This is a genomic window from Nocardiopsis algeriensis, from assembly GCF_014203695.1.
Classification (GTDB): domain Bacteria; phylum Actinomycetota; class Actinomycetes; order Streptosporangiales; family Streptosporangiaceae; genus Nocardiopsis; species Nocardiopsis algeriensis.
On record NZ_JACHJO010000011.1, the window covers coordinates 39,436 to 61,628 of the forward strand.

The 22,193-nt window shown below is 69.8% G+C and carries 25 protein-coding genes and 1 riboswitch; of the genes, 17 read left to right on the forward strand and 8 right to left on the reverse strand.

Translation table 11 applies throughout. The features are described from left to right. Window positions 1-95 precede the first annotated feature (95 nt). Window positions 96-872 carry a CPBP family intramembrane glutamic endopeptidase gene (locus FHS13_RS17645; RefSeq protein ID WP_184293048.1) on the reverse strand — a complete coding sequence of 259 codons (777 nt, stop codon included), beginning with the start codon at window positions 870-872 and terminating at the stop codon, window positions 96-98. An 824-nt stretch (window positions 873-1,696) separates the two neighbouring features. Between FHS13_RS17645 and FHS13_RS17650 the strand changes: the two genes are divergently transcribed. Together FHS13_RS17650 and nshR are read left to right on the forward strand one after the other, a co-directional pair. Next, the gene (locus tag FHS13_RS17650; protein ID WP_184293049.1) at window positions 1,697-2,407 is read left to right on the forward strand and encodes a hypothetical protein; all 711 of its coding nucleotides are present in this window, start codon (window positions 1,697-1,699) and stop codon (window positions 2,405-2,407) included. A 179-nt stretch (window positions 2,408-2,586) separates the two neighbouring features. After that, on the forward strand, window positions 2,587-3,396 hold the full coding sequence (gene nshR / locus FHS13_RS17655; RefSeq protein WP_184293050.1) for an NshR/TsnR family 23S rRNA methyltransferase: 810 nt from the start codon (window positions 2,587-2,589) through the stop codon (window positions 3,394-3,396). 36 nt (window positions 3,397-3,432) lie between these two features. Here the strand turns inward: nshR and FHS13_RS17660 are convergent, their stop codons facing one another. The 3 genes from FHS13_RS17660 to FHS13_RS17670 all read right to left on the reverse strand — a co-directional run bounded on the left by FHS13_RS17660 (window position 3,433) and on the right by FHS13_RS17670 (window position 7,145). Next, window positions 3,433-3,831 carry a DUF6221 family protein gene (locus FHS13_RS17660; RefSeq protein WP_184293051.1) on the reverse strand — a complete coding sequence of 133 codons (399 nt, stop codon included), beginning with the start codon at window positions 3,829-3,831 and terminating at the stop codon, window positions 3,433-3,435. Between the two features lie 148 nt (window positions 3,832-3,979). Continuing rightward, a complete protein-coding gene (locus tag FHS13_RS17665; RefSeq protein WP_184293052.1) occupies window positions 3,980-6,448 on the reverse strand; it encodes an MMPL family transporter in 2,469 nt (822 codons plus the stop codon). 34 nt (window positions 6,449-6,482) lie between these two features. Continuing rightward, a complete protein-coding gene (locus FHS13_RS17670) occupies window positions 6,483-7,145 on the reverse strand; it encodes a TetR/AcrR family transcriptional regulator (RefSeq protein ID WP_184293053.1) in 663 nt (220 codons plus the stop codon). Window positions 7,146-7,278: 133 nt separating this feature from the next. After that, window positions 7,279-7,384, forward strand: a riboswitch (TPP riboswitch). Window positions 7,385-7,436: 52 nt separating this feature from the next. On the opposite strand from FHS13_RS17670, the gene FHS13_RS17675 reads away from it, so the two are divergent. The 3 genes from FHS13_RS17675 to FHS13_RS17685 all read left to right on the forward strand — a co-directional run bounded on the left by FHS13_RS17675 (window position 7,437) and on the right by FHS13_RS17685 (window position 10,478). Then, window positions 7,437-8,225, forward strand: a complete 789-nt coding sequence (locus tag FHS13_RS17675; RefSeq protein ID WP_184293054.1) for a 3-oxoacyl-ACP reductase — start codon at window positions 7,437-7,439, stop codon at window positions 8,223-8,225. Continuing rightward, on the forward strand, window positions 8,225-9,538 hold the full coding sequence (locus FHS13_RS17680) for an LLM class flavin-dependent oxidoreductase (protein ID WP_184293055.1): 1,314 nt from the start codon (window positions 8,225-8,227) through the stop codon (window positions 9,536-9,538). Before FHS13_RS17675 ends, FHS13_RS17680 begins: the two co-directional genes overlap by 1 nt. A 115-nt stretch (window positions 9,539-9,653) precedes the next feature. Continuing rightward, on the forward strand, window positions 9,654-10,478 hold the full coding sequence (locus FHS13_RS17685) for an alpha/beta fold hydrolase (RefSeq protein ID WP_184293056.1): 825 nt from the start codon (window positions 9,654-9,656) through the stop codon (window positions 10,476-10,478). 17 nt (window positions 10,479-10,495) lie between these two features. Here FHS13_RS17685 and FHS13_RS17690 read toward each other — a convergent pair whose 3' ends face one another. Beyond that, window positions 10,496-10,888, reverse strand: a complete 393-nt coding sequence (locus FHS13_RS17690) for a nuclear transport factor 2 family protein (RefSeq protein WP_184293187.1) — start codon at window positions 10,886-10,888, stop codon at window positions 10,496-10,498. A gap of 237 nt (window positions 10,889-11,125) precedes the next feature. On the opposite strand from FHS13_RS17690, the gene FHS13_RS17695 reads away from it, so the two are divergent. Both FHS13_RS17695 and FHS13_RS17700 read left to right on the forward strand, forming a co-directional pair. Then, on the forward strand, window positions 11,126-11,434 hold the full coding sequence (locus tag FHS13_RS17695; protein ID WP_184293057.1) for a hypothetical protein: 309 nt from the start codon (window positions 11,126-11,128) through the stop codon (window positions 11,432-11,434). Between the two features lie 332 nt (window positions 11,435-11,766). Further along, window positions 11,767-12,342 carry a hemerythrin domain-containing protein gene (locus FHS13_RS17700; protein ID WP_184293058.1) on the forward strand — a complete coding sequence of 192 codons (576 nt, stop codon included), beginning with the start codon at window positions 11,767-11,769 and terminating at the stop codon, window positions 12,340-12,342. A gap of 882 nt (window positions 12,343-13,224) precedes the next feature. On the opposite strand, the gene FHS13_RS21775 is transcribed toward FHS13_RS17700, so the two are convergent. After that, a complete protein-coding gene (locus FHS13_RS21775; protein ID WP_281388848.1) occupies window positions 13,225-13,353 on the reverse strand; it encodes a hypothetical protein in 129 nt (42 codons plus the stop codon). Here FHS13_RS21775 and FHS13_RS21205 point away from each other — a divergent pair. The 5 genes from FHS13_RS21205 to FHS13_RS17720 all read left to right on the forward strand — a co-directional run bounded on the left by FHS13_RS21205 (window position 13,331) and on the right by FHS13_RS17720 (window position 15,872). Next, window positions 13,331-13,588 carry a Scr1 family TA system antitoxin-like transcriptional regulator gene (locus tag FHS13_RS21205; protein WP_246405403.1) on the forward strand — a complete coding sequence of 86 codons (258 nt, stop codon included), beginning with the start codon at window positions 13,331-13,333 and terminating at the stop codon, window positions 13,586-13,588. The two genes, FHS13_RS21775 and FHS13_RS21205, sit on opposite strands and share 23 nt — an antisense overlap. A 20-nt stretch (window positions 13,589-13,608) precedes the next feature. Continuing rightward, the gene (locus tag FHS13_RS17705) at window positions 13,609-13,794 is read left to right on the forward strand and encodes a DUF397 domain-containing protein (RefSeq protein WP_184293188.1); all 186 of its coding nucleotides are present in this window, start codon (window positions 13,609-13,611) and stop codon (window positions 13,792-13,794) included. A gap of 299 nt (window positions 13,795-14,093) precedes the next feature. Then, window positions 14,094-14,276: a DUF397 domain-containing protein gene (locus FHS13_RS17710; protein WP_343065071.1), complete on the forward strand. Its 183-nt coding sequence runs from the start codon at window positions 14,094-14,096 to the stop codon at window positions 14,274-14,276. Between the two features lie 325 nt (window positions 14,277-14,601). Then, window positions 14,602-15,171, forward strand: a complete 570-nt coding sequence (locus tag FHS13_RS17715; protein WP_184293059.1) for a hemerythrin domain-containing protein — start codon at window positions 14,602-14,604, stop codon at window positions 15,169-15,171. A 125-nt stretch (window positions 15,172-15,296) separates the two neighbouring features. Then, complete coding sequence (locus FHS13_RS17720; RefSeq protein WP_184293060.1) at window positions 15,297-15,872, forward strand: hemerythrin domain-containing protein; 576 nt, start codon at window positions 15,297-15,299, stop codon at window positions 15,870-15,872. Between the two features lie 81 nt (window positions 15,873-15,953). Here FHS13_RS17720 and FHS13_RS17725 read toward each other — a convergent pair whose 3' ends face one another. Beyond that, window positions 15,954-16,205, reverse strand: a complete 252-nt coding sequence (locus FHS13_RS17725) for a hypothetical protein (RefSeq protein ID WP_184293061.1) — start codon at window positions 16,203-16,205, stop codon at window positions 15,954-15,956. A gap of 193 nt (window positions 16,206-16,398) precedes the next feature. Between FHS13_RS17725 and FHS13_RS17730 the strand changes: the two genes are divergently transcribed. From FHS13_RS17730 to FHS13_RS17750, 5 genes are all read left to right on the forward strand, one after another. Further along, window positions 16,399-17,220 carry an SDR family oxidoreductase gene (locus FHS13_RS17730; protein WP_184293062.1) on the forward strand — a complete coding sequence of 274 codons (822 nt, stop codon included), beginning with the start codon at window positions 16,399-16,401 and terminating at the stop codon, window positions 17,218-17,220. Window positions 17,221-17,235: 15 nt separating this feature from the next. Continuing rightward, entirely contained in the window at window positions 17,236-18,411 is a 1,176-nt protein-coding gene (locus FHS13_RS17735; RefSeq protein ID WP_184293063.1) for an oxidoreductase, read from the forward strand. A 67-nt stretch (window positions 18,412-18,478) separates the two neighbouring features. After that, the gene (locus FHS13_RS17740; protein WP_184293064.1) at window positions 18,479-19,123 is read left to right on the forward strand and encodes a hypothetical protein; all 645 of its coding nucleotides are present in this window, start codon (window positions 18,479-18,481) and stop codon (window positions 19,121-19,123) included. Between the two features lie 72 nt (window positions 19,124-19,195). Next, window positions 19,196-19,768, forward strand: a complete 573-nt coding sequence (locus FHS13_RS17745) for a DNA-3-methyladenine glycosylase I (RefSeq protein WP_184293065.1) — start codon at window positions 19,196-19,198, stop codon at window positions 19,766-19,768. Between the two features lie 117 nt (window positions 19,769-19,885). Continuing rightward, entirely contained in the window at window positions 19,886-20,614 is a 729-nt protein-coding gene (locus FHS13_RS17750; RefSeq protein ID WP_184293066.1) for a class I SAM-dependent methyltransferase, read from the forward strand. A 10-nt stretch (window positions 20,615-20,624) separates the two neighbouring features. On the opposite strand, the gene FHS13_RS17755 is transcribed toward FHS13_RS17750, so the two are convergent. Further along, window positions 20,625-22,169 (reverse strand): ABC transporter substrate-binding protein, encoded by a 1,545-nt coding sequence (locus FHS13_RS17755; RefSeq protein WP_246405406.1) that lies wholly within the window; start codon window positions 22,167-22,169, stop codon window positions 20,625-20,627. Window positions 22,170-22,193: the final 24 nt, after the last annotated feature.

The following is a 22,193-nucleotide window of genomic DNA, read 5'->3' on the forward strand; positions in this document are numbered from 1 at the left end:
TGGGCAAGCCAGGGCGCCGGTTCGCGTCCTCTTGCCGTGTCCGAGGTGAGTGGCGGGTTCCGCAACCCGACTCGGACACGGGTTCCGCTACACGGTCACCGCGGAGAAGGGGTCTTCTCGTCACGATCGCCCCTGCCACGGGCCGGGTGCAGCACCATCAGGACCGAGGCCGCGCCCACCAGTGCGGTGGAGAACACCACCGGGGTCGCCATCGCCTCGACCAGATGAACGGGCACCAGGACCGAGGTGAGGTTGAACAGCGCGTGCAGTACGACCACCGGCCAGAGCCTTCCCACGTGCTCGTAGACGAAGGCCAACAGCATCCCCAGGGGCAGTGCCACGGCAACCTGCACGAGGTTGCCGTGCAGGGCGGCGAACACGACCGAGCTGACCAGCGCCGAGGGCAGCACCGGCCAACGGCACCGCAGCAGCGGGTGGATCAGACCGCGTATGAGTGCCTCCTCACCCGCCGGGGCGGCCACGATCAGGGCAAACAGCAGCAGAGCCGCCGGCACCGCACCCTGAGCGCTCTGGGCCGCGTCGAACACCGGAGAGCCGTATCGGGCGTAGAGCCATACGGCCAGGGACTGCCCGCCGAGGAAGCACATCATCAGGCCGAGGAGGGCGAACACCCAGAACTGGGCTTCCTGTGCCTGTCCCGAAACGGTTCGGGACGACCATGCGCCGAAGGTCCGGCGTCGCCAGATCGCGACCGCGCCGAGCACCACGGGGCCCGCGACGGCTGCGCCGAGCACCGGTGAGCCCGAGAGCAGCCCTGCCGCGAACGACGCGATGACGTAGAGGGCGAGCCCGGCAGCACACAAGGCGATGATCGCCGGCCAGGACCGGAACCGGCTGCCACGGTCACTCATCCGCGCTCCCGGGCCTCGTCGTCTCCCCGAGGGTCTTCCGCGAGATCCCGGCCAAGGACCCGTAGGAACACGATGCCGTCGGAGCCGCGGAGCATCGTCCCCGCACGAAGCCGCGCCAGGCCCCCGCTCCGGGCCGGGCAAGCGTTGCTGTGGTCCGGACACTCGTCCGGCAGGCAAGTCGCGGTATGCCGGGGGACCGATCAGGCCGCGCTTGCGGCCCTGGCCGACTGCCCGTGGCAGCCACCGGACACACGGGAGGGCCGCTTGGGCCGAGGCCCCTGCGCCCGCGACCGGACGGTGAGGACCGAGCTCCACCATCAGCTCGGCCGAAGTCCGAGGGCCGGGGGGTGTGGCACACCGATCTGCGGGTGTACGCGCTCACCGGTCGGACCGGTGCTGCGGTTTTCTCCGTCGTATCCGGGCTCATCGGTTCGTCTCTTCCGGGCAGGGTCCGCGAAAGCGGCGGCTGTAACGGTCCAGGCGGGCATTGTCGCGGGAAAGGGCGCCGAGCAGGCAGTGGCAGCAGCCGCGCGAGGACGCAACACAGTCTGCCGTCCCCGGGCCGTGGTCAAGGTTTCCGGTGTCGTGCACGAGGGTGCCGCGAGGGGCGTCGAGCCGTTCCTGTTTCCGTTCCGGGGTCGGCGCCGACCATTTTTCTCTTCCCCCGAGGTGCCATGATGGATTCCACAGCTCACCCGAAAGGTGGGGGCCGGGCCCTTTCCTCCCAGCAGTGTGGCGGCACGGTGGGCCAGGAAGAGCGGGCACACCACAGCAGCACGCCGCACAGCCGCCATGGCGCAGCACACGTGGAAGGGCACAGAGAAATGGCGATGACGGACATGGGTGATGAAGCGGACCGGAGTCCGGACCAGGCCTCGGCGGAGAAGGCCGCGGAGAACCTCGGTGAGGACCGTACGCCCGAAGACGGTACGGGAGACACCGTGGAGCCGGCCGCGGACCTGGCACCCACGCGGCTGCCCGCGCTCGCCGCAATCCTGGCCTTTCTCGTCCCGCCTGCGGGGGCAGTACTGGGCCACATCGCGGTGCGACGCACCTATTGGCGACTCGGCCTCTCTCGGCTGGCAATCAGGGCCGGGTGGACCATGACGGTGCTGAGCTCTTGCGGGGTGCTGATCTATCTGGGCTATCAGGACGAAGTGGCCCGAATCGAGGCGCTGGCGGCTGCCGAGGAGCAGGCCCGGGAACAATTGCGTGAGGCGATCGCCGAGAGCCCCAGCACGGGGCTCCTCGACGAGGAGTTCTGCCGTGTGCTGAGCGAGGTCGCCGAAACCGCGCCCGCCACCGGGTTCGTCACCAATCCGGAGCAGATCAGCAGCGCGATGGTCGAAGGCTACGGCGAGCTGGGGCAGACCGACACCCCGAACGCACAGGTCTACGGAGATTACGCGCAGTACCTGGTTTCGTTCACCGACCACGATGCGGACGAGCACGCCGCCCACGCGGAAGGCCTCCAGCAGGCGGTCAACGACGACGTGCCGGCGTGCCTCGCCCTTGAGGACGAGACCCTGCGCTGAGGGCCCTTCCAGGGGTGCCGGCAGGAGCCACCCGGCCCGGAGATCTTGCGGTGAGGGGCGGGAAGTCGCGACGCGCCGATGCTGCTTCCGAGGGAGCACACAATCCGATTTCGCCATGAACGCGGCTTCGGGTATCCGACTCCACCGCGCCACCGTGTATCCCCTGTTAGAATCGATACATGAGTGAATTGGAAACAATTTCAAGTATATCCGAACCCGCGATTCAGCGCATCGTCGATATCACCAAGAATTCGCGGGCCAACGTGAAAACCACGTTGATCGAGGATGCCGAACCCCTTCTCCAGTGCATTCGCGCGGGAGTGGAGTTCATCGAGATCTATGCCAGCGACAGTATTCAGGTCTCGCCCGAGCTGCTCGAGCTGTGCGCACAGCGCGGCATTCCGGTGCGCCTCGTCGAATCGACGGTCGTCAACCAGGTCTTCAAGGGGGAGCGCAAGCCCAAGACGTTCGGTGTCGCGCGCGTCCCCCGGCCCGCCAAGCTCCGCGACATCCCCGAGCGCGGCGGTGACATCGTCGTCCTCGACGGGGTGAAGATCGTGGGGAACATCGGCGCGATCGTGCGCTCCTCGCTCGCGCTCGGCGCCTCGGGGATCATCCTCGTCGACAGCGACCTCGCCGGTATCGCCGACCGGCGCCTGCTGAGGGCGAGCCGGGGATACATCTTCTCCCTTCCCGTCGTCCTCTCCACCCGCGAGAGCGCGATCTCCTTCGTCCGCGAGCGCGGAATTCCGCTGGTGGTGTTCGACGCCGACGGCGATGTCGAGCTCAAGTCCCTCGGAAAGGCGGACGAGCAGCTGGCCCTCCTCTTCGGCAGCGAGAAGGGCGGACCCTCGGACGTCTTCGACGAGGCGTCCTCGGCCACGGTGTCCATCCCGATGCTCAGCTCGACCGAGTCGCTGAACGTCTCGGTGTCGGTCGGCATCGCGCTGCACGAGCGGAGCGAGAGGAACTTCGCGGCCCGGCGGTGATGCGCCTCTTCCCGAGGCGGACCGGGGGCGTGCGGGTCAGAGGGCCCATTCCCGGTCGAAGTCGGGGTGGTCGCTGTAGGCGGCAGCGGCCACGCGGAGGGTGTAGCCGGTCAGGCCCTCCTCGACGGGCTTCCTCTTGCGGCCGAAGAAGTCGGAGTGCTGCTGTATCTCGGTGATCGCCGCCCGCTTGGCGGCCACCTCGCGCAGCACCCGCTCCGGGTGGTGGCGGGCGATGTGGGCGGCAGTGCCGGGCGCGGGAAGGCTCTCCTCGGAGGCCTCCGCGCTCCCGGTCGCGGCGACGTACCCGCCGGAGGAGTCGCGCACCTGCGCGCGATCGGTGTCGCCGTCGACGACGTGCCAGGGCCCGGGGAGGGCCTTGCGCGCCGCGGCCTCGTCCTCGTTCAGACGGGCGTTCAGGAACTCGATGAGGGTCATGCGCCGAACCTCCGGGGGGCGGGGTGCCGAGTCGTCCCCCAGAAGATAGCGGACCGGCGGAGTGCTTCCCCGGAAATCCGGGAACCCGCGCGGCGGCCCCGCCGGGCAGGTGCCCGGCGGGGCCGCCGTTCCGCGTCCGGTGCGGAGATCAGTCCTTCGAGGTCCCCGCGGAGGCGTCCACGAGCTCCTTCTCGGCCGGGGAGTCCTGCGCGTGGCGCCGGGCGAGGGCGGAACCCTCGACGTCGACGTCCGGCAGGATCCGGTCGAGCCAGCGGGGCAGCCACCACGCCTTGTCCCCGGCCAGGTGCATGAGGGCGGGGATCAGCATCATGCGCACGACGAAGGCGTCGAGCAGGACGCCGAAGGCGAGGGCGAACCCGACGGGCCGGATGATCGCGCTGTGCGAGAAGACGAAGCCGCCGAACACCGAGATCATGATGATCGCGGCGGCCGTGACCACGGCCCGTCCCGCGTGCACGCCCTGCACGACGGCGGTCCGCGCCGGAGCCCCGTGCACGTAGGCCTCGCGCATGCCCGTGCCAAGGAAGAGCATGTAGTCCATGGCCAGGCCGAACAGGATGCCGGCGAGGATCGTCGGCAGGAAGTTCAGGATCGGTCCGGGGCTGTCGACTCCGAAGACACCGCCGAGCCATCCCCACTGGTAGATGGCGACGACACCGCCCAGTGCCGCGAAGTAGGACAGGACGAACCCGAGCGTGGCGACGACCGGCACGAAGACGGACCGGAACACCAGGGCCAGGATGATCAGCGAGAAGCCCACGACGACGGCGAGGTAGGTGGGCAGCGCCTCACTGAGCTTGTCGGAGATGTCGATGTTGCCGCTGGCCGTGCCCGCGACGCCGAGCGTGCCGCCGTCGTCGAAGGGCGACAGTCCGCGCAGCGTGTGGACGAGCTCCTCGGTGGACTCGCTCGTCGGGCCCTCCGCCGGGACGACCTGGAACGTCGCGAGGGAGCGGTCGTCCGAGAGCGCGATGGGTGCGACCGCGGTCACGGAGTCCTGGCCGTGGATCACCTCGGCGGCCTCGGCCTGGTGGGCCAGGGCCTCCTCCTCGGTGGCGGAGTCCGGAAGCTCCGCCAGTACCAGGAGCGTGCCGTTCTGGCCGGCGCCGAACTGCTCGGAGATCGTCGCGTAGGCCTGGTACTGCGTCGACTCGTGCGGTTCGGAGGAGCCGTCGGGCAGGCCCAGGCGCACGTCGAGCGCCGGCACCGCGACGAGCAGCAGCGCGGCGGTGCCGAGGAGGGCACTGCCGATCGCCTTGCCCGTCGACATCGGACGGACCTCGGTCCCGGCGTCCTGGCTCCCGGACGGCGCCGCGTCCAGGGCCGCGCGCTCGCGGTGGGAGAGGATGCGCGTGCCGACCAGGGAGAGCAGGGCCGGGGTGAGGGTGACCGCCACCAGCACGGCGATCAGGATGGAGATCGCACCGACGGTGCCCATCAGGCCGAGGAAGCCGATCCCGGTCAGGTTCAGGCCCAGCAGGGCGACGAGCACGGTCGTGCCGGCGAAGACCACGGCGTTGCCCGCGGTTCCGTTGGCCAGGCCGATGGACTCCCTGACGTCCTGTCCCAGCTTCAGCTGGCGGCGGTGCCGGTTGATGATGAACAGCGAGTAGTCGATGCCGACCGCGAGGCCGAGCATGACGCCCAGGATCGGGGTCACCGAGGCCATGGGGAACACGCCCGACAGGGCCATTCCGGCCAGGGTTCCGACGCCGACGCCGACCAGCGCGGTGAGGATCGGCAGGCCCGCACCCACCAGGGTTCCCAGCATGATCACCAGAACCACGGCCGCCACGGCCAGGCCGACGATCTCGCCGATGCCGAAGAGGTTCGGCATGCCGGTGGTGATGTCGGAGCCGAAGTCGGCCGTGACACCCTCGGCGGGGACGTCCTCGAAGGTGGCGACCACGGCGTCCCGGGTCTCCTGGGAGATGTCCTCCTGGGCCTCGGTGAAGGCGACGGTGACCAGCGCGGTGCTGCCGTCCTCGGAGACCGTGCGGATCTCGGAGGACATCTCCAGCAGGCTCTCGCCCTCCTCCAGCAGCGCCTGCTGCCTCTCCAGCTCGGCGAGGCCCTCGTCGATCTCGGTCTGCTGCGGTTCGAGTCCGGCCTCGACCTGCTCGAGCGTGCCGGCCGCCTCGGCCTGCTCGCGGAGCCCGTCCAGCCCCTGCTGGGCCAGGCGGAGCTCTTCGAGGCCGGCCTCGAGTTCGGGCCGCCCCTCGTCGATCTCCCGCTGCTGCTCGGCGCGGGCCGCCTCGGTCACGAACGGGTCGACGGCGGCCTCGACACCGCTCAGGTCCGAGGCCTCGGCGACGCTCTCGGAGATCGCGGAGCGCTGCTCCTCGGTGAAGGCCGACCCGTCGTCGGTCCGGAGGACGACCGTACCGGTCCCTCCTCCCAGGCCGGAGAACTCCTCGAAGAGCCGGTCGCTGACCTCCGAGGTGGGTGTGCCGGGGATGGAGAAGCTCTCCTCGAGTTCCCCCGAGAAGAATGCGAACGCCGCTCCGGCGGCGACGAGAACCGCCAGCCAGAGGGCGATCACGGCCCAGGCGCGCCGTGCGGCGCCCGAGCCGAGTCGGTAGAGAAATTCAGCCATGGTTCCTTCAGGTGCTTGCGCAGAGAGTGTGCGGTCAGAGGCCGGGGCCGACCGCCCCGTAACCGGTGCGGGTCATTTCGATCAGCCGTTCCAGCAGCTCCGCCCACGTCCGCCTGGACTCCTCGGTGTCGACGCCTCCGGTCGCCGCGTTCCAGCGGTGGTGGATCACCAGCAGGCCGCTCACGAGCGCGGCGAACATCAGGTCCACCACGAGCGTGTCGGTCGAGGGGTGGTGGCGTGTCACCGTCGCCGCGAGACGTGCGCTGAGATCGCCCATCACGCGCTCGAGCAGCGCCGCTTGCCTGGGTGAGGGCTCGCGGTCCTCGCTGCCGAGGATCCTCGTGAGGTAGGTGATGGGCGGAACGAGATCGGCTTCCCGCAGGGCGTCGGCGACCTGGTCGAACACCGAAGCGGAGCCGGCTCCTCCGGCGGCGCGGGCCGCGAGGTCGGCCTCGAGGCTGTCGGTGACCGCCTCGATGACCTCGCCGCACACCTCGAGCACGATGTCGTCCACCGAGGCGAAGTGGTTGAAGACCGTGCGCCGGGAGACGTCGGCCCGTTCCGCCAGTGCGTCGACGGTGAAGCTCGGCCCCTGCGCCTCGTGGATGAGAGCTGCGGCGGCATCGATGATCGCTCGGCGGTGCCGCGCCTTGAGCGCGGCGTGGCGGCTCCGAGGGGGGGTGATTCGATCATCCATGTTCTTACGCTAAATGCATGTTTGCACTGAGTGCATCGAAGCACCGAGTGCAATGAATCACGTATCCCCCGGCGGCCCCGTGAAGAGTCCTCCCCGGGGGTGGACCCGCCGGGTTCGCTGGGCTAGGTTGTGCGGCAGTGACACGGGGTGCTCGGGTCCCACGGGGACACCGGGCTGAGATGACACCCGTCGAACCTGATCCAGGTAAAGCTGGCGAAGGGATGTCCACGCCCGTTCCGACGGGCGGTCGGTCTGTACGGGCCCCCTTTGCCGTGAGCAGAAAGGGAGCCGATGCCTTCCGACTCCACGGCCGCAGCAATCCCCCTCGACAAGCAGATCGTCCTCGTCACCGGCGGAGCCCGGGGCCTGGGCGCCCACCTCGTGCGGTCGTTCCTGCGCGAGGGCGCCCGCGTGGTGGTCAACCACCTCTCCAGCTCCGCGGCCGCCCGCGCCCTGGCCGGGCAGCACCCCGGCAGGGCCCTGGCGGTCCGGGCCGACGTGCGCGACGCCGGGCAGGTGGCCGCGATGGCGGACGAGGCCGAGGCGCACTTCGGCGCACCGGTCACCACCGTCGTCAACAACGCCCTCGTCGACTTCTCCTTCAACGGCGACGCCCGACCCCATGCCGACACGCTGACCTGGAAGGACCTCGAGCAGCAGTTCAGCGGCACCGTCCAGGGCGCTTTGAACACCGTTCAGGCCGCGCTCCCCGGGATGCGCCGGACCGGGTTCGGCAGGGTGGTCAACGTGGGCACCAACCTGTTCCAGCACCCCGTGGTCCCCTACCACGACTACACCGCGGCGAAGGCGGCGCTGCTGTCCCTGACCCGCACGCTCGCACACGACCTGGGCCCCGACGGCATCACCGTCAACATGGTCTCGGGGGGCCTGCTGCGCACCACCGACGCCAGTTCGGCGACCCCCGAGGAGGTCTTCGACCTCATCGCGTCGGGCACCCCGCTGCGCCGGGTCACCTCCCCGGCCGAGTTCGCCGACGCCGCCCTGTTCTTCGCCTCCCCCTGGGCGCGGGCGGTCACCGGGCAGAACCTCGTCGTCGACGGCGGGCTGGTGAACGGCTGATGCCCGCCCCCGAACGCCAGGTGCACCTGAACCTGTTCATCTTCGGCTCCGGCCACCACAAGGCGGCCTGGCGCCATCCGGACTCCCCCGCCGAGCGGATGGGGGACATCGGCTACTACGAGGAGCTGGCCCGCACCGCCGAGCGGGGCTGCCTGGACGCGGTGTTCTTCGCCGACGGCCATGCGGCCGGCGCCGTGGCCGAGGGGCCGTGGTGGTTCCTGGAGCCGCTGACCGCCCTGGCCGCGATGGCCAGGGCCACCGAGCGCATCGGCCTGGTCAGCACGGTCTCCAGCACCTTCTACACCCCGTTCCACGCCGCGCGCATGCTGGCCTCCCTGGACCACATCTCGGGCGGCCGGGTCGGGTGGAACGTGGTCACCTCGATGTTCGACACCGAGGCCCGCAACCACGGATACGAGGCGATGCCCGCTCACGAGGAGCGCTACGCCCGGGCGGAGGAGTTCGTGGACGTGGTGCTGCGGCTGTGGGACTCCTGGGGTGACACGGCCCTGCGCCACGACCGGGAGGGCGTGTTCGCCGACCCCGGCCTGGTGCGGCCTGTGCACCACCGCGGGGAGCACTTCCGGGTCGACGGCCCGCTGAACGTACCGCGCCCGCCGCAGGGGCACCCGGTGCTCTTCCAGGCGGGGGCCTCCGAGCAGGGCCGGGCGCTGGCGGCGCGCCGCGCCGAGGCGATCTACTCCGTGGCCTACGACCTGGCCGGCGCCCAGGAGTACTACCGGGACCTGAAGTCGAGGATCCGCCGGGCGGGCCGCGACCCCCGGTCGGTGGCGATCATGCCGGGGCTGGTCGCGTACGTGGGCTCCACCGAGGAGGAGGCCCGGGCCAAGCAGCGCGAACTGGACATGCTCCTTCCGGTGGAGGAGTCGCTGCGGCAGCTGGGCATGTTCGTGGAGCAGGACTGCACGGGCTGGGACCTGGACGGCCCCGTCCCCGAGCTGCCCCCGCTGGAGGAGTTCACCGGCCCCAAGGGCCGCTACGCCACGGTCCTGCGGATCATCGAGTCCGAGAGGCCGACGGTACGGCAGCTGCTGGGGCGCCTGGCCGCCGGCGGCGGACACCGCACCGTGGTCGGGACGCCCGAGCAGATCGCGGACCGGATCACCGAATGGGTGGACGACGAGGGCGCGGACGGGTTCAACCTGATGCCGCCGTCCCTGCCCGGAGGGATCGAGGACTTCGTGGACCACGTGGTACCGGTCCTGCAGAAGCGGGGCCGGTTCCGCCGCGAGTACGAGACGCGGACACTGCGCGGCCACCTGGGTCTGGAACGCCCCGCCTCGCCGCTGTAGCCAGGGGGACGGCGCCCTGCGGGGCGCCGTCCCGGGCCGGCCGTTGAACGGGATTCGGGAAGGGCGTACGCTGTGCCGCCACGGTGCCCGACCGCTGGCGGAACGGAGTCCCCCCATGCCCCTGACGACCGTCAACGGCGTCCAGATCGCCTACACCGACACCGGAGCACCTGCCGGCCGCCCCGACGCCCCCACCGTCGTGTTCGGCCACGGCCTGCTCTTCGGCGGCTGGATGTTCCGCCCCCAGGTCGAGGCACTGCGCGACCGCTACCGCTGCGTCACCCTGGACTGGCGCGGCCAGGGCGGGACACCCGCTTCCCGGGAGGGCTACGACATGGACACCCTCACCGCCGATGCCGTCGCCCTGATCGAAGAGCTCGGTGCCGCGCCCGTGCACTACGTGGGGCTGTCCATGGGCGGGTTCGTCGGCCAGCGCATCGCCGCCCGCCACGGGCACCTGCTGCGCTCGCTCACCCTGCTCGACACCAGCGCCGACGAGGAGGACCCGAGCAGATCCGGCAGCTACCGGCTGATGGCCGCCCTCTACCGGGTCGCCGGCCTCACCCCGGTGCGCGGCCGTGTGGAGGCCCTGATGTTCGGCCCCTCCTTCCGGTCCTCCCCGGAGGGCCGCGCCATCGCCGACGAGTGGGCCGCGCGCCTGCGCTCCTGCGACCGCGCCGGCATCCGCAAGGCCGTCCTCGGCGTCGCCGACCGCAAGCCGATCCGTCCCGAGATCCCCGGCATCACCGTTCCCACCCTCGTGGCGGTCGGCGCCGACGACATCGCCACCCCGCCCGACAAGGCGCGCCGCATCGCCGAGGCCGTTCCCGGCGCCCGCCTGGAGGTGATCGCCGACTGCGGCCACAGCAGCACTCTGGAACAACCCGATGCCGTCGTCAGGCTGCTCGAGTCCTTTCTCGGCTCCGTCGAGGGCTCCTGAGCCGGGGGCGGACGGAGTCAGCTCCCCGCGGCCTCCTGCTGAATCCGGTCGAACTGGGCGGCCATGGCCTCGGCGAGGGCGGTGGCGCCCGACAGGGGGCGGACCATGACGGTGAAGTCGTCGATGAGGCCATCGTCGTCGAAGTGCAGGAAGTCGCAGCCGTGCACCTCTCGGCCGTCGACCTCGGCCTTGAAGACGAGAGCGTGGTCGCGCCCGTCGGCGGAGGCGATCTCGCGGACGTAGCGGAAGTTCTCGAAGACACGCAGCACACCGCGCAGGATGGCCGCGGTGACGGCCTTGCCGGGGTAGGGCCGGAAGGCGACGGGGCTGGTGAAGACGACGTCGTCGGCCAGCAGCGCCTCGACGGCCTCCAGGTCGCGCTCCTCAACAGCCTTGCGGAAGGGGTGCATCGCGTTCTCCTCGACGTGTCGGCCAGTGGGCAACGACCTTAGGCGAACGGTGTTCGGTCCGGAAGGCCCGGGAGGCCCGGAAGGAGTCGGCGACCGATCCGCCGGGATTCTCCTGTCGGCGGTCGGAACGCCCCTCCCTGCCGCTCAGCCCCTCGACCGTGCACACCGTGCTGTTGCGAGCGGTGGCCGTGCCACTGTGGAGGCGATCGAAGACCCCCTGCGTCGAAGAGAGTTCCCATGTCCCCTGTCCAGATCGTCCGTACGGTGGCCGTCGCCCTGATCGCCGGCGGCGGAGCGCTCGGGCTGGTTCCCACAGGATCGTGCGGGGCCGGGTGGTGGAGACCACCGCTCGGTGGGGATGCCGTCTTCGGCTGGTTCGCCTACGAGGAGCTGCCCAGGGACGGACTCTCCTGGATCGACTCGTGCGACACGGTCATGGCGCCGGTGGGGTCGTGGGCACTCGCCCTGGCCGTGATCGGAGCGGCCCTGTGGGCGGGGGTGCGGTTCTCCGTCCGGCCCCGGCCGGAAGGCACTCCGGAGAAATAGGTGTCCCGCCGCGGACCGCGAGGCCGGTCGGGCCCGGGAAAGACGGTGCGGAAAACAGCAGCGGCCCCGCCGAGTCGGAACTCGGCGGGGCCGCCACGTGTGCGAGGCCGGTACGGCGGTCGCCTCTCGGCGCGGGGCACAACACGGCTCCTGCCGCCCTGAGGCGCGGTATTCCGTGAAGGCAATAGTTGGAGCCCGGGGACACTTCCGTACCAGCCTGCGAAGGGTGCAACGGACACCCCCGGAGCGATATTCCGCAACCGGTGCTGGAGAACCGCACGCCGTGGGTAGTGGGGTGGTCCACAGGCACCCGACACCCACCGGAGGCGACCGTGGCCGAAGACGTCATCACCCTGATCACCCGCGAACACCGCGAGATGGAGCGGATGTTCCAGAGGCTCGAGACCAACCGCGCCGAACGCTCCCACGTCCTCGGCAAGGTCGAGACCATGTTTCTCGCGCACAGCCGGGCCGAAGAGGAGGAGGTCTACCCGGTGATCGCCCGGGAGGCCGGGGAGAAGGAGGAGGCCCACCACGGCGCCGAGGAGCACCACGAGGCCGAACGGCTCCTCGCCCGCCTCAAGGAGTGCGACCCCGACAGCGAGGAGTTCGACCAGCGGCTGAAGGAGTTCGTCGACGCGGTCAACCACCACGTCGAGGAGGAGGAGAGCGATGTCCTGCCCGCGCTGAAGCAGGTGGCCGACGACGCGAGGCTCCGCGAACTGGGCCGGGTGTTCGAGGAGCGGCGGGCCCAGGAGATCAGGGCACACGAGCAGCGCATCGCTCAGCAGGCTCCCGACCAGCAGCTCTACGCGGAGGCCCGGGAAGCGGGGTTCGAGGACCTCTCCGAGCTGGACCCGAAGGACCTCCCCGGCGCGGTGGACGAGGCGCGGCGCGAACTCGACTGAGCCCGCCACGGGAGGCAGATGCACCAGCGGCCCCGCCGAGTCGGAACTCGGCGGGGCCGCCACGTGCGACAGGCCGGTACGGCGGTCACCTCCAGGGTGAGGCACAACACGGCTCCTGCCGCCCTGAGGCGCGGTATTCCGTGAAGGCAATGGGTGGCCCCCGGGGACACTTACAACCGCACCAGCCTGCGCAAGGTGTAACGGGAGACCCCCGGGAGCTATTCCGCCGTCCGCATCCGACATCACCGTCCTCGTGGCTCCCCACGCAGAGGCCCGGAAGCGGGCCTTCTGAACCCGGGTCGCCGGACCAAGGCGCCCGAAACACAACGGCCCCGGCGAGTCGGAACTCGGCGGGGCCGCCACGTGTGCGAGGCCGGTACGGCGGTCGCCTCTCGGCGCGGGGCACAACACGGCTCCTGACCACCACAAGGGCGCGGTATTCCGTGAAGGCAATAGTTGGAGCCCGGGGGACACTTGCTACCGCACCAGCCTGCGAAAGGTGTAACGGAAGGTCCCCGGGGGCTATTCCGCTCCCCCGCCCGAATGTGAGGCGCTCCGCCTGTGCGGCTGTCCGCGGAGGTTACAGCAGCCCGTAGAGGTGGTGGCCCAGCGCACCGAACACCGAGGCGAGGACGTAACCGGCCAAGGTCATGCCCGTGCGGCGGGGCTTGGGCTTGCGGTGACTGGCCGGACGAGGCGGCAGGCCGGAGCGGCGCCGGTCAGACCTGCGCGGCAGCGACGGGGCTAGCTTCTGTTCACGCCGAGGCCGGGGGATGCGCGCGGGCTCGGGCTTGAGGCCGTCACCGGGGTCAGAGTCATGGGCCTTGCGTGGGCACAGCTCAGGCGGTATGACAGCCGCCCGCTCCGGGGAGGCAATGGTGTTCATGAGCTCGTTGCCCCTCCCAGAGCGGGGAACTGCCGTCCGATCCCCCGCAGCGTGGGAGTGGTGTCCTGCTCTGCGGTGTAGCGCTGGGTGAACAAGCGGCGCATGGCGGCGTGGTCATCGGCCACCAACCGATCGTACGGGCCCCGGCTCCACTCCAACCCACAGGACGGCGGGCCACGGTACTTTCCTGAGGACCCGAGCTGTGTATACCTGGAGACCAGCGGGGTGAACACCCTCTTCCTGGAGGAGGATGACGACGTCCGACAGCACGAGCTGCTGTACGACTACGCCCAGGCCTCGGCGCTCTCGGTGGACGACTCCATGGCGTTCATCGCTGAGGTGCTGGAATCCGTGACCTGAGAAGGATTCCCATGCTCGACATGCCCTACGAACACGAACTCGCGTTCCATAAGAGCAGCTACAGCAGCGGTCGGCAGGAGAACTGCGTCGAGGTCGCTGAAACCCCTTCCGGGGCTGCCATGCGCGACACACAGAACCGCTCTCTCGGGCACCTCACGTTCCCGAAGCAGGAGTGGTCAGCGCTGCTCATAGCCACTCGCCGATAGGCCCAGCAACACGAAACCCCCAGTTCTGGCCGGGGGTTTCGCGTCATGCATACCCGATGCATGTCCCGCACTCACTGTACCCCTGGGCGCTGTCAACCGACCAGCTTCGGACTTGCAGGGAAGAACTTCTTCAGTGCCCCGGTACGAGAGCCTGTGGAGGCACATCACCGCAACCGCCCTGTCGGTCGATGACTCCCGGCAGCTCGGTTGACCAGGTAGTCGACCACCACGAGTCCCTGCCCGAGGCCGAGACGATCGAGCTGCTGAAGAATCTCATCGCCGAGTAGAGGAGAACCTCTGTGTCTTCATCCCTGGGCTTCCGCAAAAGCAGTTACAGCGCGAACGAGTCGGCATGTGCAGAGGTGGCCGACACTCCTCGAGCCTCGATCGTCCGCGATACCCAGCACCGCCACGCTGAAGCGCTCGCCTTCCCCAGCGCCGAGTGGGCAGCGGCGGTGCGGGCGACTCGCGAGGAGTTCTGAACGCGAGACAGGGAAGCTCCTACCCGGACGGATGGAGCTTCCCCGCACTCATACCCGTGGAAGTCCTTCCGCCGATGCCGTGCCCTGAGAGGGTGGGAAACCGTCACCGAGCGGGCGTCGGCCACGGGCACATGCCGGGCGGGGCCCGGGCCGGTGAGTCGGTGAACCGGTGAGGTCGCGGCTCTTCCGGTGACGCCGTGCGGTGCATTCCAGCCGGCACCCAAGGCGGGGCAAAGGAAGCACAGGCCTCGGCACCGGTACTGGAAAACAGGGACCGGGAGTAGTGGGCTGCCTCGCAGGCACCCGACACCCACCGGAGGCGACCGTGGCCGAAGACGCCATCACCCTGATCACCCGTGACCATCGCAGGATGGAGGAGCTGTTCGCCCGCCTCAGGCTCGAGCCTGACAAGCGGCCCCAGCTCCTCGACGAGCTCGAGGCCGTGTTCGTCGCCCACAGCCGGGCCGAGGAGGACAAGGTCTACCCGGTGATCGCCGAGGAGGGCGATCCGGACAAGGGGATGAAGACCAGTGCCGTCGAGCACCACGCGGCCGAGAAACTCCTCGAGCGCCTGAAGAAGGCCCACCCCCAGAGCAAGGAGTTCGGCAAGCGGCTGCAGGCGTTCGTCACCGCGGTCACCCACCACGTCCAGGAGGAGGAACTCGAGGTCCTGCCCGCGCTGAAGAAGGCGGTCGACGACACGAGGCTCCGCGAACTGGGCCGGGCCTTCGACGAGCAGCGCACCCAGGAGATGCGGAAGTTCGGCGGCACCTCGACAGGGCAGGTCCCCAGGCAGCGGCTCTACGACGAGGCGAAGGAACTGGGCATCGACAACTACTCCGGCATGGACATGCAGGAGCTCGTCGACGCCATCAACAGGGCCAGGCGGGACTGACCGCCTCGGAGACGCGGTTGAAATCCCGGTCAAGGGAGTACAGGGCTCGGGTACCGGTGCTAGGAAGCCGAGGCCCTGGGTAGTGGGGTGCTTCGCAGGTAACCCGATGCCGACCGGAGGCAACCGTGGCCGAAGACGCCATCACCCTGATCACCCGTGACCACCGCGAGATGGAGAAGCTGTTCGAGCGGCTCAAGACCGAGCGCGACCACCGTCCCCAGCTCCTCAAGAAGGTCGAGGCCATGTTCCTCGCCCACAACCGGGCCGAGGAGGAGAAGGTCTACCCCACGATCGCCGAGGAGGCCGGTGAGAAGGAGGAGGTCCACCACGGCGCCGACGAGCACCACGAGGCCGAGGAGATCCTCGACCAGCTGAAGCAGACCGACTCCCAGAGCAAGCAGTTCGACCAGCTCCTGGAGAAGTTCGTCAGCGCGGTGAAACACCACGTCGAGGAGGAGGAGAACGAGGTCCTGCCCGCGCTGAAGGAGGCGGTCGACGCCTCGATGCTCCGCCAGCTGGGCCGGGCCTTCGACGAGCGGCGCGCCGAGGAGATGCGCAAGCACGAGGAAGGGTCCATGCAGCAGATCCCCAAGCAGCGGCTCTACGACGAGGCCAAGGAACTGGGCATCAAGGGGCACTCCAACATGAACAAGGAGGAGCTCGTCGACGCCATCAAGAAGGAGAAGGCGAAGCGGGGCTGACGCCTTCCCCGAGCGCACGGCGGCCCCGCCGGGTTCCGACCCGGCGGGGCCGCGGCACGGGTACCGGGCGCGGCGCCGCGGTCAGCCGCCCTGCCGGCTCACGGCGGTGTCCAGCCGCTGGGCGAGGGCCTCGATCTCCGCGTCGGTCGGTTCGCCGCCCTGGGCCGGAACGAGGTCGGAGCGGTCAGCCAGGCGCATCGCGCCCTTGTAGCGGGGGTCGTCGAGATCCGATGCGGAGATGACGTCGGCCCGCCCTCCGTGGACGATCAGCACCGGGTTCCCGTCCTCGGCGCACAGCAGTCGAGCCACGTGTTCGGCGCGGATGATGCCCATCACTACCCCCTGGTCAGTACGTGCGGACAGCCCTCTTCCGTCGGGGCGCCACCGTGTCCTGCGACTACCCGGGGCCTGTCCGAACACACATGGAAACGCGGGAGGGAGGGCACCGGGCGGACCCGAATTCCATGCCCTAGTGTTTTCAACCGTTGAAGGAAATGCCGACGAAAAGCGAAGGAGCACAAGGGCTTTGGGAACCTACGCCGTCACCGGAAGCGCGTCCGGAATGGGGGCCGCGAGTGCGGCCCTCCTGACCGAGGCAGGACACACGGTCATCGGGGTCGACCTGCGCGACGCGGACGTCATCGCCGACCTGGGCACGGCCGAGGGCCGGGCCTCAGCGGTCGAGGAGATCCTCGGGGCCTGCGGCGGAACACTCGACGGCGTGGCCGCCGTGGCGGGCGTGGGCGCCAGCATGAAGGACGCCGCGACCGTCGTGTCGGTCAACCACTTCGGCCCGGTCGCCCTCCTGGAGGGCCTGCGGCTGGCGCTGGCCCGCTCCGAGGCCGGACGCGCCGTGGTCATCAGCTCCAACTCGGCCAGCACCGTGCCCCTCGTCGACGACGCCCTCGTGGAACTCTGCCTGAAGGGCGACGAGGAGAGCGCCCGCCGGCACGCCCGCGAGGCCCAGGCGGCGATGCCCGCGGAGGTCACGGCCTTCGCGCCTTCGATCAGTGCCTACGCCTCCTCCAAGCTGGCGCTCGCCCACTGGGTGCGGCGTACCGCGGTCACCCCGGAGTGGGGACGGGAAGGCGTGCTGCTCAACGCCATCGCCCCCGGCGCGGTGGTCACCCCGCTCATGCTCAGCTCGACCGGTGAGGACCTCGACCCCGACTCCTTCCACACCCCGATGCCGCTGGGTACCTTCGGCAAGCCGGAGGACATCGCGTTCTGGGTCCACCAGTTCCTGCGGCCCGAGGCCCGCTTCACCACCGGCTCCATCCTCTACGTCGACGGCGGGACCGACGCGGCCATGCGCCCGGACGCCCAGCCCTCGGCCATGACCCTCTGATCCCCAGGAGAACCCGTGCCCCCCACTTCCCCCGTCCCCGATGTCTTCGCGCCCGCCAAGCTCGGGCCGGTCTCTCTGCGCAACCGCATCCTCAAGGCCGCCACGTTCGAGGGCATGACCAAGGATGCCGTGGTCTCCGACGAACTCGTCGAGTTCCACCGCCGCCACGCGGCCGGCGGCGTCGGCATGACCACGGTGGCCTACTGCGCCGTCGCCCCCGAGGGGCGCACCGAGCGCAACCAGATCTGGATGCGCGACGAGGCGATTCCCGGTCTGCGCCGCCTGACCGACGCCGTACACGCCGAGGGAGCCGCCGCCTCGGCTCAGATCGGCCATGCCGGCCCGGTCGCCAACAGCGCCTCGACGGGGGCTCCCGCTCTGGGCCCCTCCCGCCTGTTCAGCCGTCAGAGCATGCGTACCGTCCGCGCGGCGACCAAGGACGACATCGAGCGGATCACCCGGGCCCACGGTGACGCCGCCAGGTTCGCCGTCGAGGCGGGTTTCGACGCGGTCGAGATCCACATGGGACACAGCTACTTCACCAGCTCGTTCCTGAGCCCGAAGATCAACAAGCGCAAGGACGAGTACGGCGGCTCGCTGGACAACCGGGCCAAGGTCGCGCTCGGTGTCGCACGCGCGGTCCGGGAGGCGGTGGGCGACCGCATCGCGATCCTGGCCAAGCTCGGCATGGACGACGGTGTGCCCGGCGGGTTCTGGCTCGACGAGAGCGTCGAGGTGGCGCGCCGGTTGGAGCGCGACGGCAGCGTCGACGCGCTGGAGCTGACCGCGGGCAGCTCGCTGCTGAACCCGATGTACCTGTTCCGCGGGGAGGCACCGCTCGAGGATTTCGCCGCGGCCGTCTCCCAGCCGCTGCGGCTGGGCGTCAAGCTGGCCGGGGGAGCCTTCCTCCGCAGCTACCCCTACCGGGAGGCCTACCTCCTGGAGAGCGCCCGCCAGTTCCGGGCCGCCGTCGATCTGCCGCTGGTGCTGCTGGGAGGCATCTCGGAACGCGCCACCATGGAGGCGGCGATGGCCGAGGGGTTCGAGTTCGTGGCCATGGGCCGCGCGCTGCTGCGCGAGCCGGACCTGGTCAACCGGCTCCGGGACGAACCGGGGACGAGGTCTCTGTGCGTGCACTGCAACAAGTGCATGCCGACCATCTTCAGCGGTACGCACTGCGTCCTGGCCTGACGGCCTCCGGCCGCCCGCTCCGGCGGGCGGCCGCTCCGCTCCCTCCCCCCGAAAGACCGGAGAAACCGTGCCGTCCTCCCCCGTCCCAGGCGCCTCCCCGGAGTACACGCGGGCGTTCCGCCTGCGCATCGCCGTCGTCGGCGTCCTCTATTTCGTCATGCTCGGCGTCATGATCTGCACGTTCGTGTTCGGGCTCTTCCTGCCCGACCTGGCGGCGCCCCTCCCCGGCCGGCGCGCACAGGTGCGGAGCGAGTTCGGCACCCTGCTCTGCTACGCACACCCGATCGTGGTCGCCGGAACCGGCATGGCGATCCACTCTCTCATCGGGCACTGGCCCGGCCCCCGCCTTCTGCCTGCGGGGACCACCCCCGAGGAGGTGCGCGCCGCTCACGGCCTGCTCCGCACCGGCACAGCGGAGGCCGACCCCCGGACCGTCCTGGTCGCCGGGGAGATGGCCAAGCTCTTCCTGAAGAACCCCTTTGCCGCGTTCGTCGGACCGCTCACCGCCGTCCTGGCCGGTGCCGTGCTGTTCGCCACCCTGCTCGTCCTCCCCTTCATGGCCGGAGCGATCCTGGCCGGCGACCCCGCCCATGCCATGATGCTGGCCGGTTTCCCCCTCCTCCTTTTCTTCCTGGTCGGGTTCAACCTGCGTTCCTGGTACTGGATCCGCAAGGCCCGGGGATTCCGCGCCGGGTACGGCGCGGTGGCCTGAACGCCTCGGAACCGTCTGCGGGGGCGGGCAGGATGGGGTGGCCACGGCCGCACACCGAAGGAGAACCTCCCCATGACCGAACCCGACGAGCGCCGCTGCGGATGGGCGCGGGGCGCCTCGGAGCTGATGACCGCCTACCACGACCAGGAGTGGGGGCGCCCCTCGCGCGATGACGCGCACCTGTTCGAGATGCTCGTGCTGGAGGGCGCCCAGGCCGGCCTGTCGTGGGCGACGGTGCTGAACAAGAGGGAGAACTACCGCCAGGCGCTGGACGGCTTCAACCACGAGAGGATCGCGGACTACGGCCAGGACGAGCTCGACGCGCTGCTGCGCAACCCGGGGATCATCCGCAACCGGCTCAAGGTCGCCTCCCTCGTGCGCAACGCCCGGGCGTTCGGCGAGGTGCGCGAGGAGTACGGCAGCTTCGCCGACTACCTGTGGGGCTGGACGGGCGGCGAGCCCGTCGTCAACCGCTTCACCGAGCAGGCAGAGGTACCCGTGAGCACCTCCCTGTCCGACCGGATCTCCAAGGACCTGAAGAAGCGCGGTTTCAGCTTTGTGGGCACCACGATCGTCTACTCCTACCTCCAGGCCGTCGGGGTGGTGGACGACCATCTGATCGGCTGCCCGGCCAAACCCTCCTGACACCGGGAAAGCACACGGGAAACGCACCTGGGGAACGGTGGAGAAAAAACACGCAGCAGATACAGTAAAAACGTCATCACACAGAGTGAGAGTGTGATCGGGGACGAGGGGGCTGCCATGGTTGCCGGAACGGAGATCGACCTGAGGCTGATCGGAAGCCTGTACCGCGAGTACCGCGACCCCCTGGCGGAGGTCCGGGACGCCCAGCGCGCCTTCCTCGACGGGATGCGGGGAAGGATGACGCCCCAGCTCGACGACATCGAAGCCGAGATCACCTACCTGCTCCTGCGTGAGACCCGCCCGGAGACCGTCATGGAGCTGGGCACCTTCCACGGCTGGTCCACCACCTGGATCCTGTCGGCGCTGCGCGACAACGGCAAGGGCACCCTGCACTCCTTCGACATCGTCGACAACGTGGTCGCCAACGTTCCCGAGGAGCTGTCCCTGGGCCGCTGGGAGTTCCACAAGGGCGACATCCGGGAGAACCTGGCCTCCGTGCCCGACAGCATCGAGTACCTGTTCGTGGACGCCGCCCACAACGGCAGGTTCGCCAAGTGGTACCTGGCCGAGCTGTTCCCGATGATCGCTCCCGGCACCCCCGTCAGTGTCCACGACGTCTTCCACGGCAGGTACGCCCTGCCGCTGACCGAGGGCGCCGCAGTGCTGTCCTGGCTGCGCGGCAGGGACACGGAGTTCTTCACCCCCTCGCGCAGGAGGGCGCCTGCTCCCCACACCGCCCTCCTGGAGCTGCGGGAGGAACTGGGGCTGGACAAGCCCGTGCACACCGGCAGGAACAACCCCATGATCTACTTCCGGATGCCCCGGCAGCGCGGTCCCCTCGACTGACCGGCGGCGGTCACGGCCCGGTGCCGCCGATCACATAGGGGTCGGCCGCGGGCCGCTCGCCCTCCATCGGCAGCTCGACCACGGGCACGTACCGGCCCACCGCCTCGCCTCCGTGCTCGTCGCTGTAGTTGAGCGTTCCGCCGCCGGCGGGCACCTCGTGGGCGGTGTTGACCAGCATCAGCTGGGCAAGGACGTCCTCCGCCCGAGGAGGCCTGTCGCCGAGGTCCATCCCGTTGGTCATCCTCACGGCCCGGGCCACGACGGCGAGCGCGTCGTGGTGGACCAGCGCGTACCCGTTGTTGAACGCGGAACCGCCCTCGTCCCCCACGTACTCGTCGAAGGCCTCCGTGAAGTGCCCGTAGTGCGGGGGCGCGTCCTCTCCAGCCTTCGGATCGCCCCATCGGGGGTCGATCCCCGATGCGTAGACCAGCGTGATGTTGCTGTCGCGCAGCATGCCCATGGCATCCTCGTCGTCCATGGCGGTCAGGCCGATGGTGGCGAAGAGCACCCGGAGGGGGTCGTCGGAGCAGCCCCTGCTCTCGAGCGAGGCGACGAATTCCCAGAGATCGGGTGCACGGCCGGCGAAGAACACCGTGTCGGTCTCCGAGGCACACACGTTGAGTGTCACCGTGTCGAACAAACCGGCCCGGGGAGTGTCCCCGACGGTCGTGCCGGCGTACTCCTGCGGGTGGCCCTCCATGTATCCACCGAGGTGGGTCTGGTAAGCATCGCGCAAGGTGGTGGTGAACAGATCGGGTTCGGTGGAATCGTAGACCAGGGTGGCCCGTGCGGGCTCCTCCAACCCGTCGAGGTAGCGACGCAGTGCTCGCACCATCTCGGTGTTGCTGGGCGCGGCACGCACCAGCCCGTCGATGGAGCCGTGTTCCAGTCCGTCGGCGGTCGCCGAGGTCGACACCATGGGGATGCCGTGCCGGCTCATGCGGGTGGCCATTTCCTGGGTGGACTCGATACTGACCGCCATCCCGACAACAGCGACGAGCGGGTTCTCCTCGTCCTCGGTCATGGCGACGAGATCGTCCACGACCGGCTCCCAGTGCTCCTGTCGGCTTCCTGTGTTGGCCAGATACAGCTGTAGGGCGGGTTTGCTGTCACCGAGCCGGCGAGTGTGGTTGGCCCGCATCTGTGCGGTGTAGGCACCTTCCAGGGCACGCCGTATACGCCCCGGGTCCATGGGGCTGACGTCGCCGAAGGTGAATGTGCTCAGGAGCGCCACGCGTACGACGTGGCGGTCCGTCAGGCCCGCGACCCGGTCGTTCTCCTTGGTGATGAGCTCCTGGATCCGGTGGAAGTCGTCGTGGTAGACGTAGCTGCCGTCGGTGACACCGACGCACTGGCCGCCGACCGAGCGCACCCCGCTTCCGGGGCCTCCGCAGGTGAGCACATTCCCGTAGAGGAACGTGGCCGCCCCGAGCACGAGCACCAGGCCCAGGGTGAGGAGATGCCACCACCCCTTGAGGAAGGCGGCCGACCGGGATCGGGGCTCTCGGGGCCTTCCGGGTCTGGCCGGAGTCGTGGCTCTCTCTTCGGAAGGCAAGGTCGCCTCTCTTCCCTGGTGTCC

Bases quoted from the DNA above. Each gene is read 5' to 3' on its own strand.
- FHS13_RS17685 (WP_184293056.1), top strand. From the start codon at position 9,654: ATGCCCCTGACGACCGTCAACGGCGTCCAGATCGCCTACACCGACACC.
- FHS13_RS17695 (WP_184293057.1), top strand. From the start codon at position 11,126: ATGTCCCCTGTCCAGATCGTCCGTACGGTGGCCGTCGCCCTGATCGCC.
- FHS13_RS21205 (WP_246405403.1), top strand. From the start codon at position 13,331: ATGGCGGCGTGGTCATCGGCCACCAACCGATCGTACGGGCCCCGGCTC.
- FHS13_RS17650 (WP_184293049.1), top strand. From the start codon at position 1,697: ATGGCGATGACGGACATGGGTGATGAAGCGGACCGGAGTCCGGACCAG.
- FHS13_RS17745 (WP_184293065.1), top strand. From the start codon at position 19,196: ATGACCGAACCCGACGAGCGCCGCTGCGGATGGGCGCGGGGCGCCTCG.
- FHS13_RS17665 (WP_184293052.1), bottom strand. From the start codon at position 6,448: ATGGCTGAATTTCTCTACCGACTCGGCTCGGGCGCCGCACGGCGCGCC.
- FHS13_RS17670 (WP_184293053.1), bottom strand. From the start codon at position 7,145: ATGGATGATCGAATCACCCCCCCTCGGAGCCGCCACGCCGCGCTCAAG.
- FHS13_RS17750 (WP_184293066.1), top strand. From the start codon at position 19,886: ATGGTTGCCGGAACGGAGATCGACCTGAGGCTGATCGGAAGCCTGTAC.
- FHS13_RS17705 (WP_184293188.1), top strand. From the start codon at position 13,609: ATGCCCTACGAACACGAACTCGCGTTCCATAAGAGCAGCTACAGCAGC.
- FHS13_RS17645 (WP_184293048.1), bottom strand. From the start codon at position 872: ATGAGTGACCGTGGCAGCCGGTTCCGGTCCTGGCCGGCGATCATCGCC.
- FHS13_RS17660 (WP_184293051.1), bottom strand. From the start codon at position 3,831: ATGACCCTCATCGAGTTCCTGAACGCCCGTCTGAACGAGGACGAGGCC.
- FHS13_RS17725 (WP_184293061.1), bottom strand. From the start codon at position 16,205: ATGGGCATCATCCGCGCCGAACACGTGGCTCGACTGCTGTGCGCCGAG.
- nshR (WP_184293050.1), top strand. From the start codon at position 2,587: ATGAGTGAATTGGAAACAATTTCAAGTATATCCGAACCCGCGATTCAG.
- FHS13_RS17690 (WP_184293187.1), bottom strand. From the start codon at position 10,888: ATGCACCCCTTCCGCAAGGCTGTTGAGGAGCGCGACCTGGAGGCCGTC.
- FHS13_RS17680 (WP_184293055.1), top strand. From the start codon at position 8,225: ATGCCCGCCCCCGAACGCCAGGTGCACCTGAACCTGTTCATCTTCGGC.
- FHS13_RS17675 (WP_184293054.1), top strand. From the start codon at position 7,437: ATGCCTTCCGACTCCACGGCCGCAGCAATCCCCCTCGACAAGCAGATC.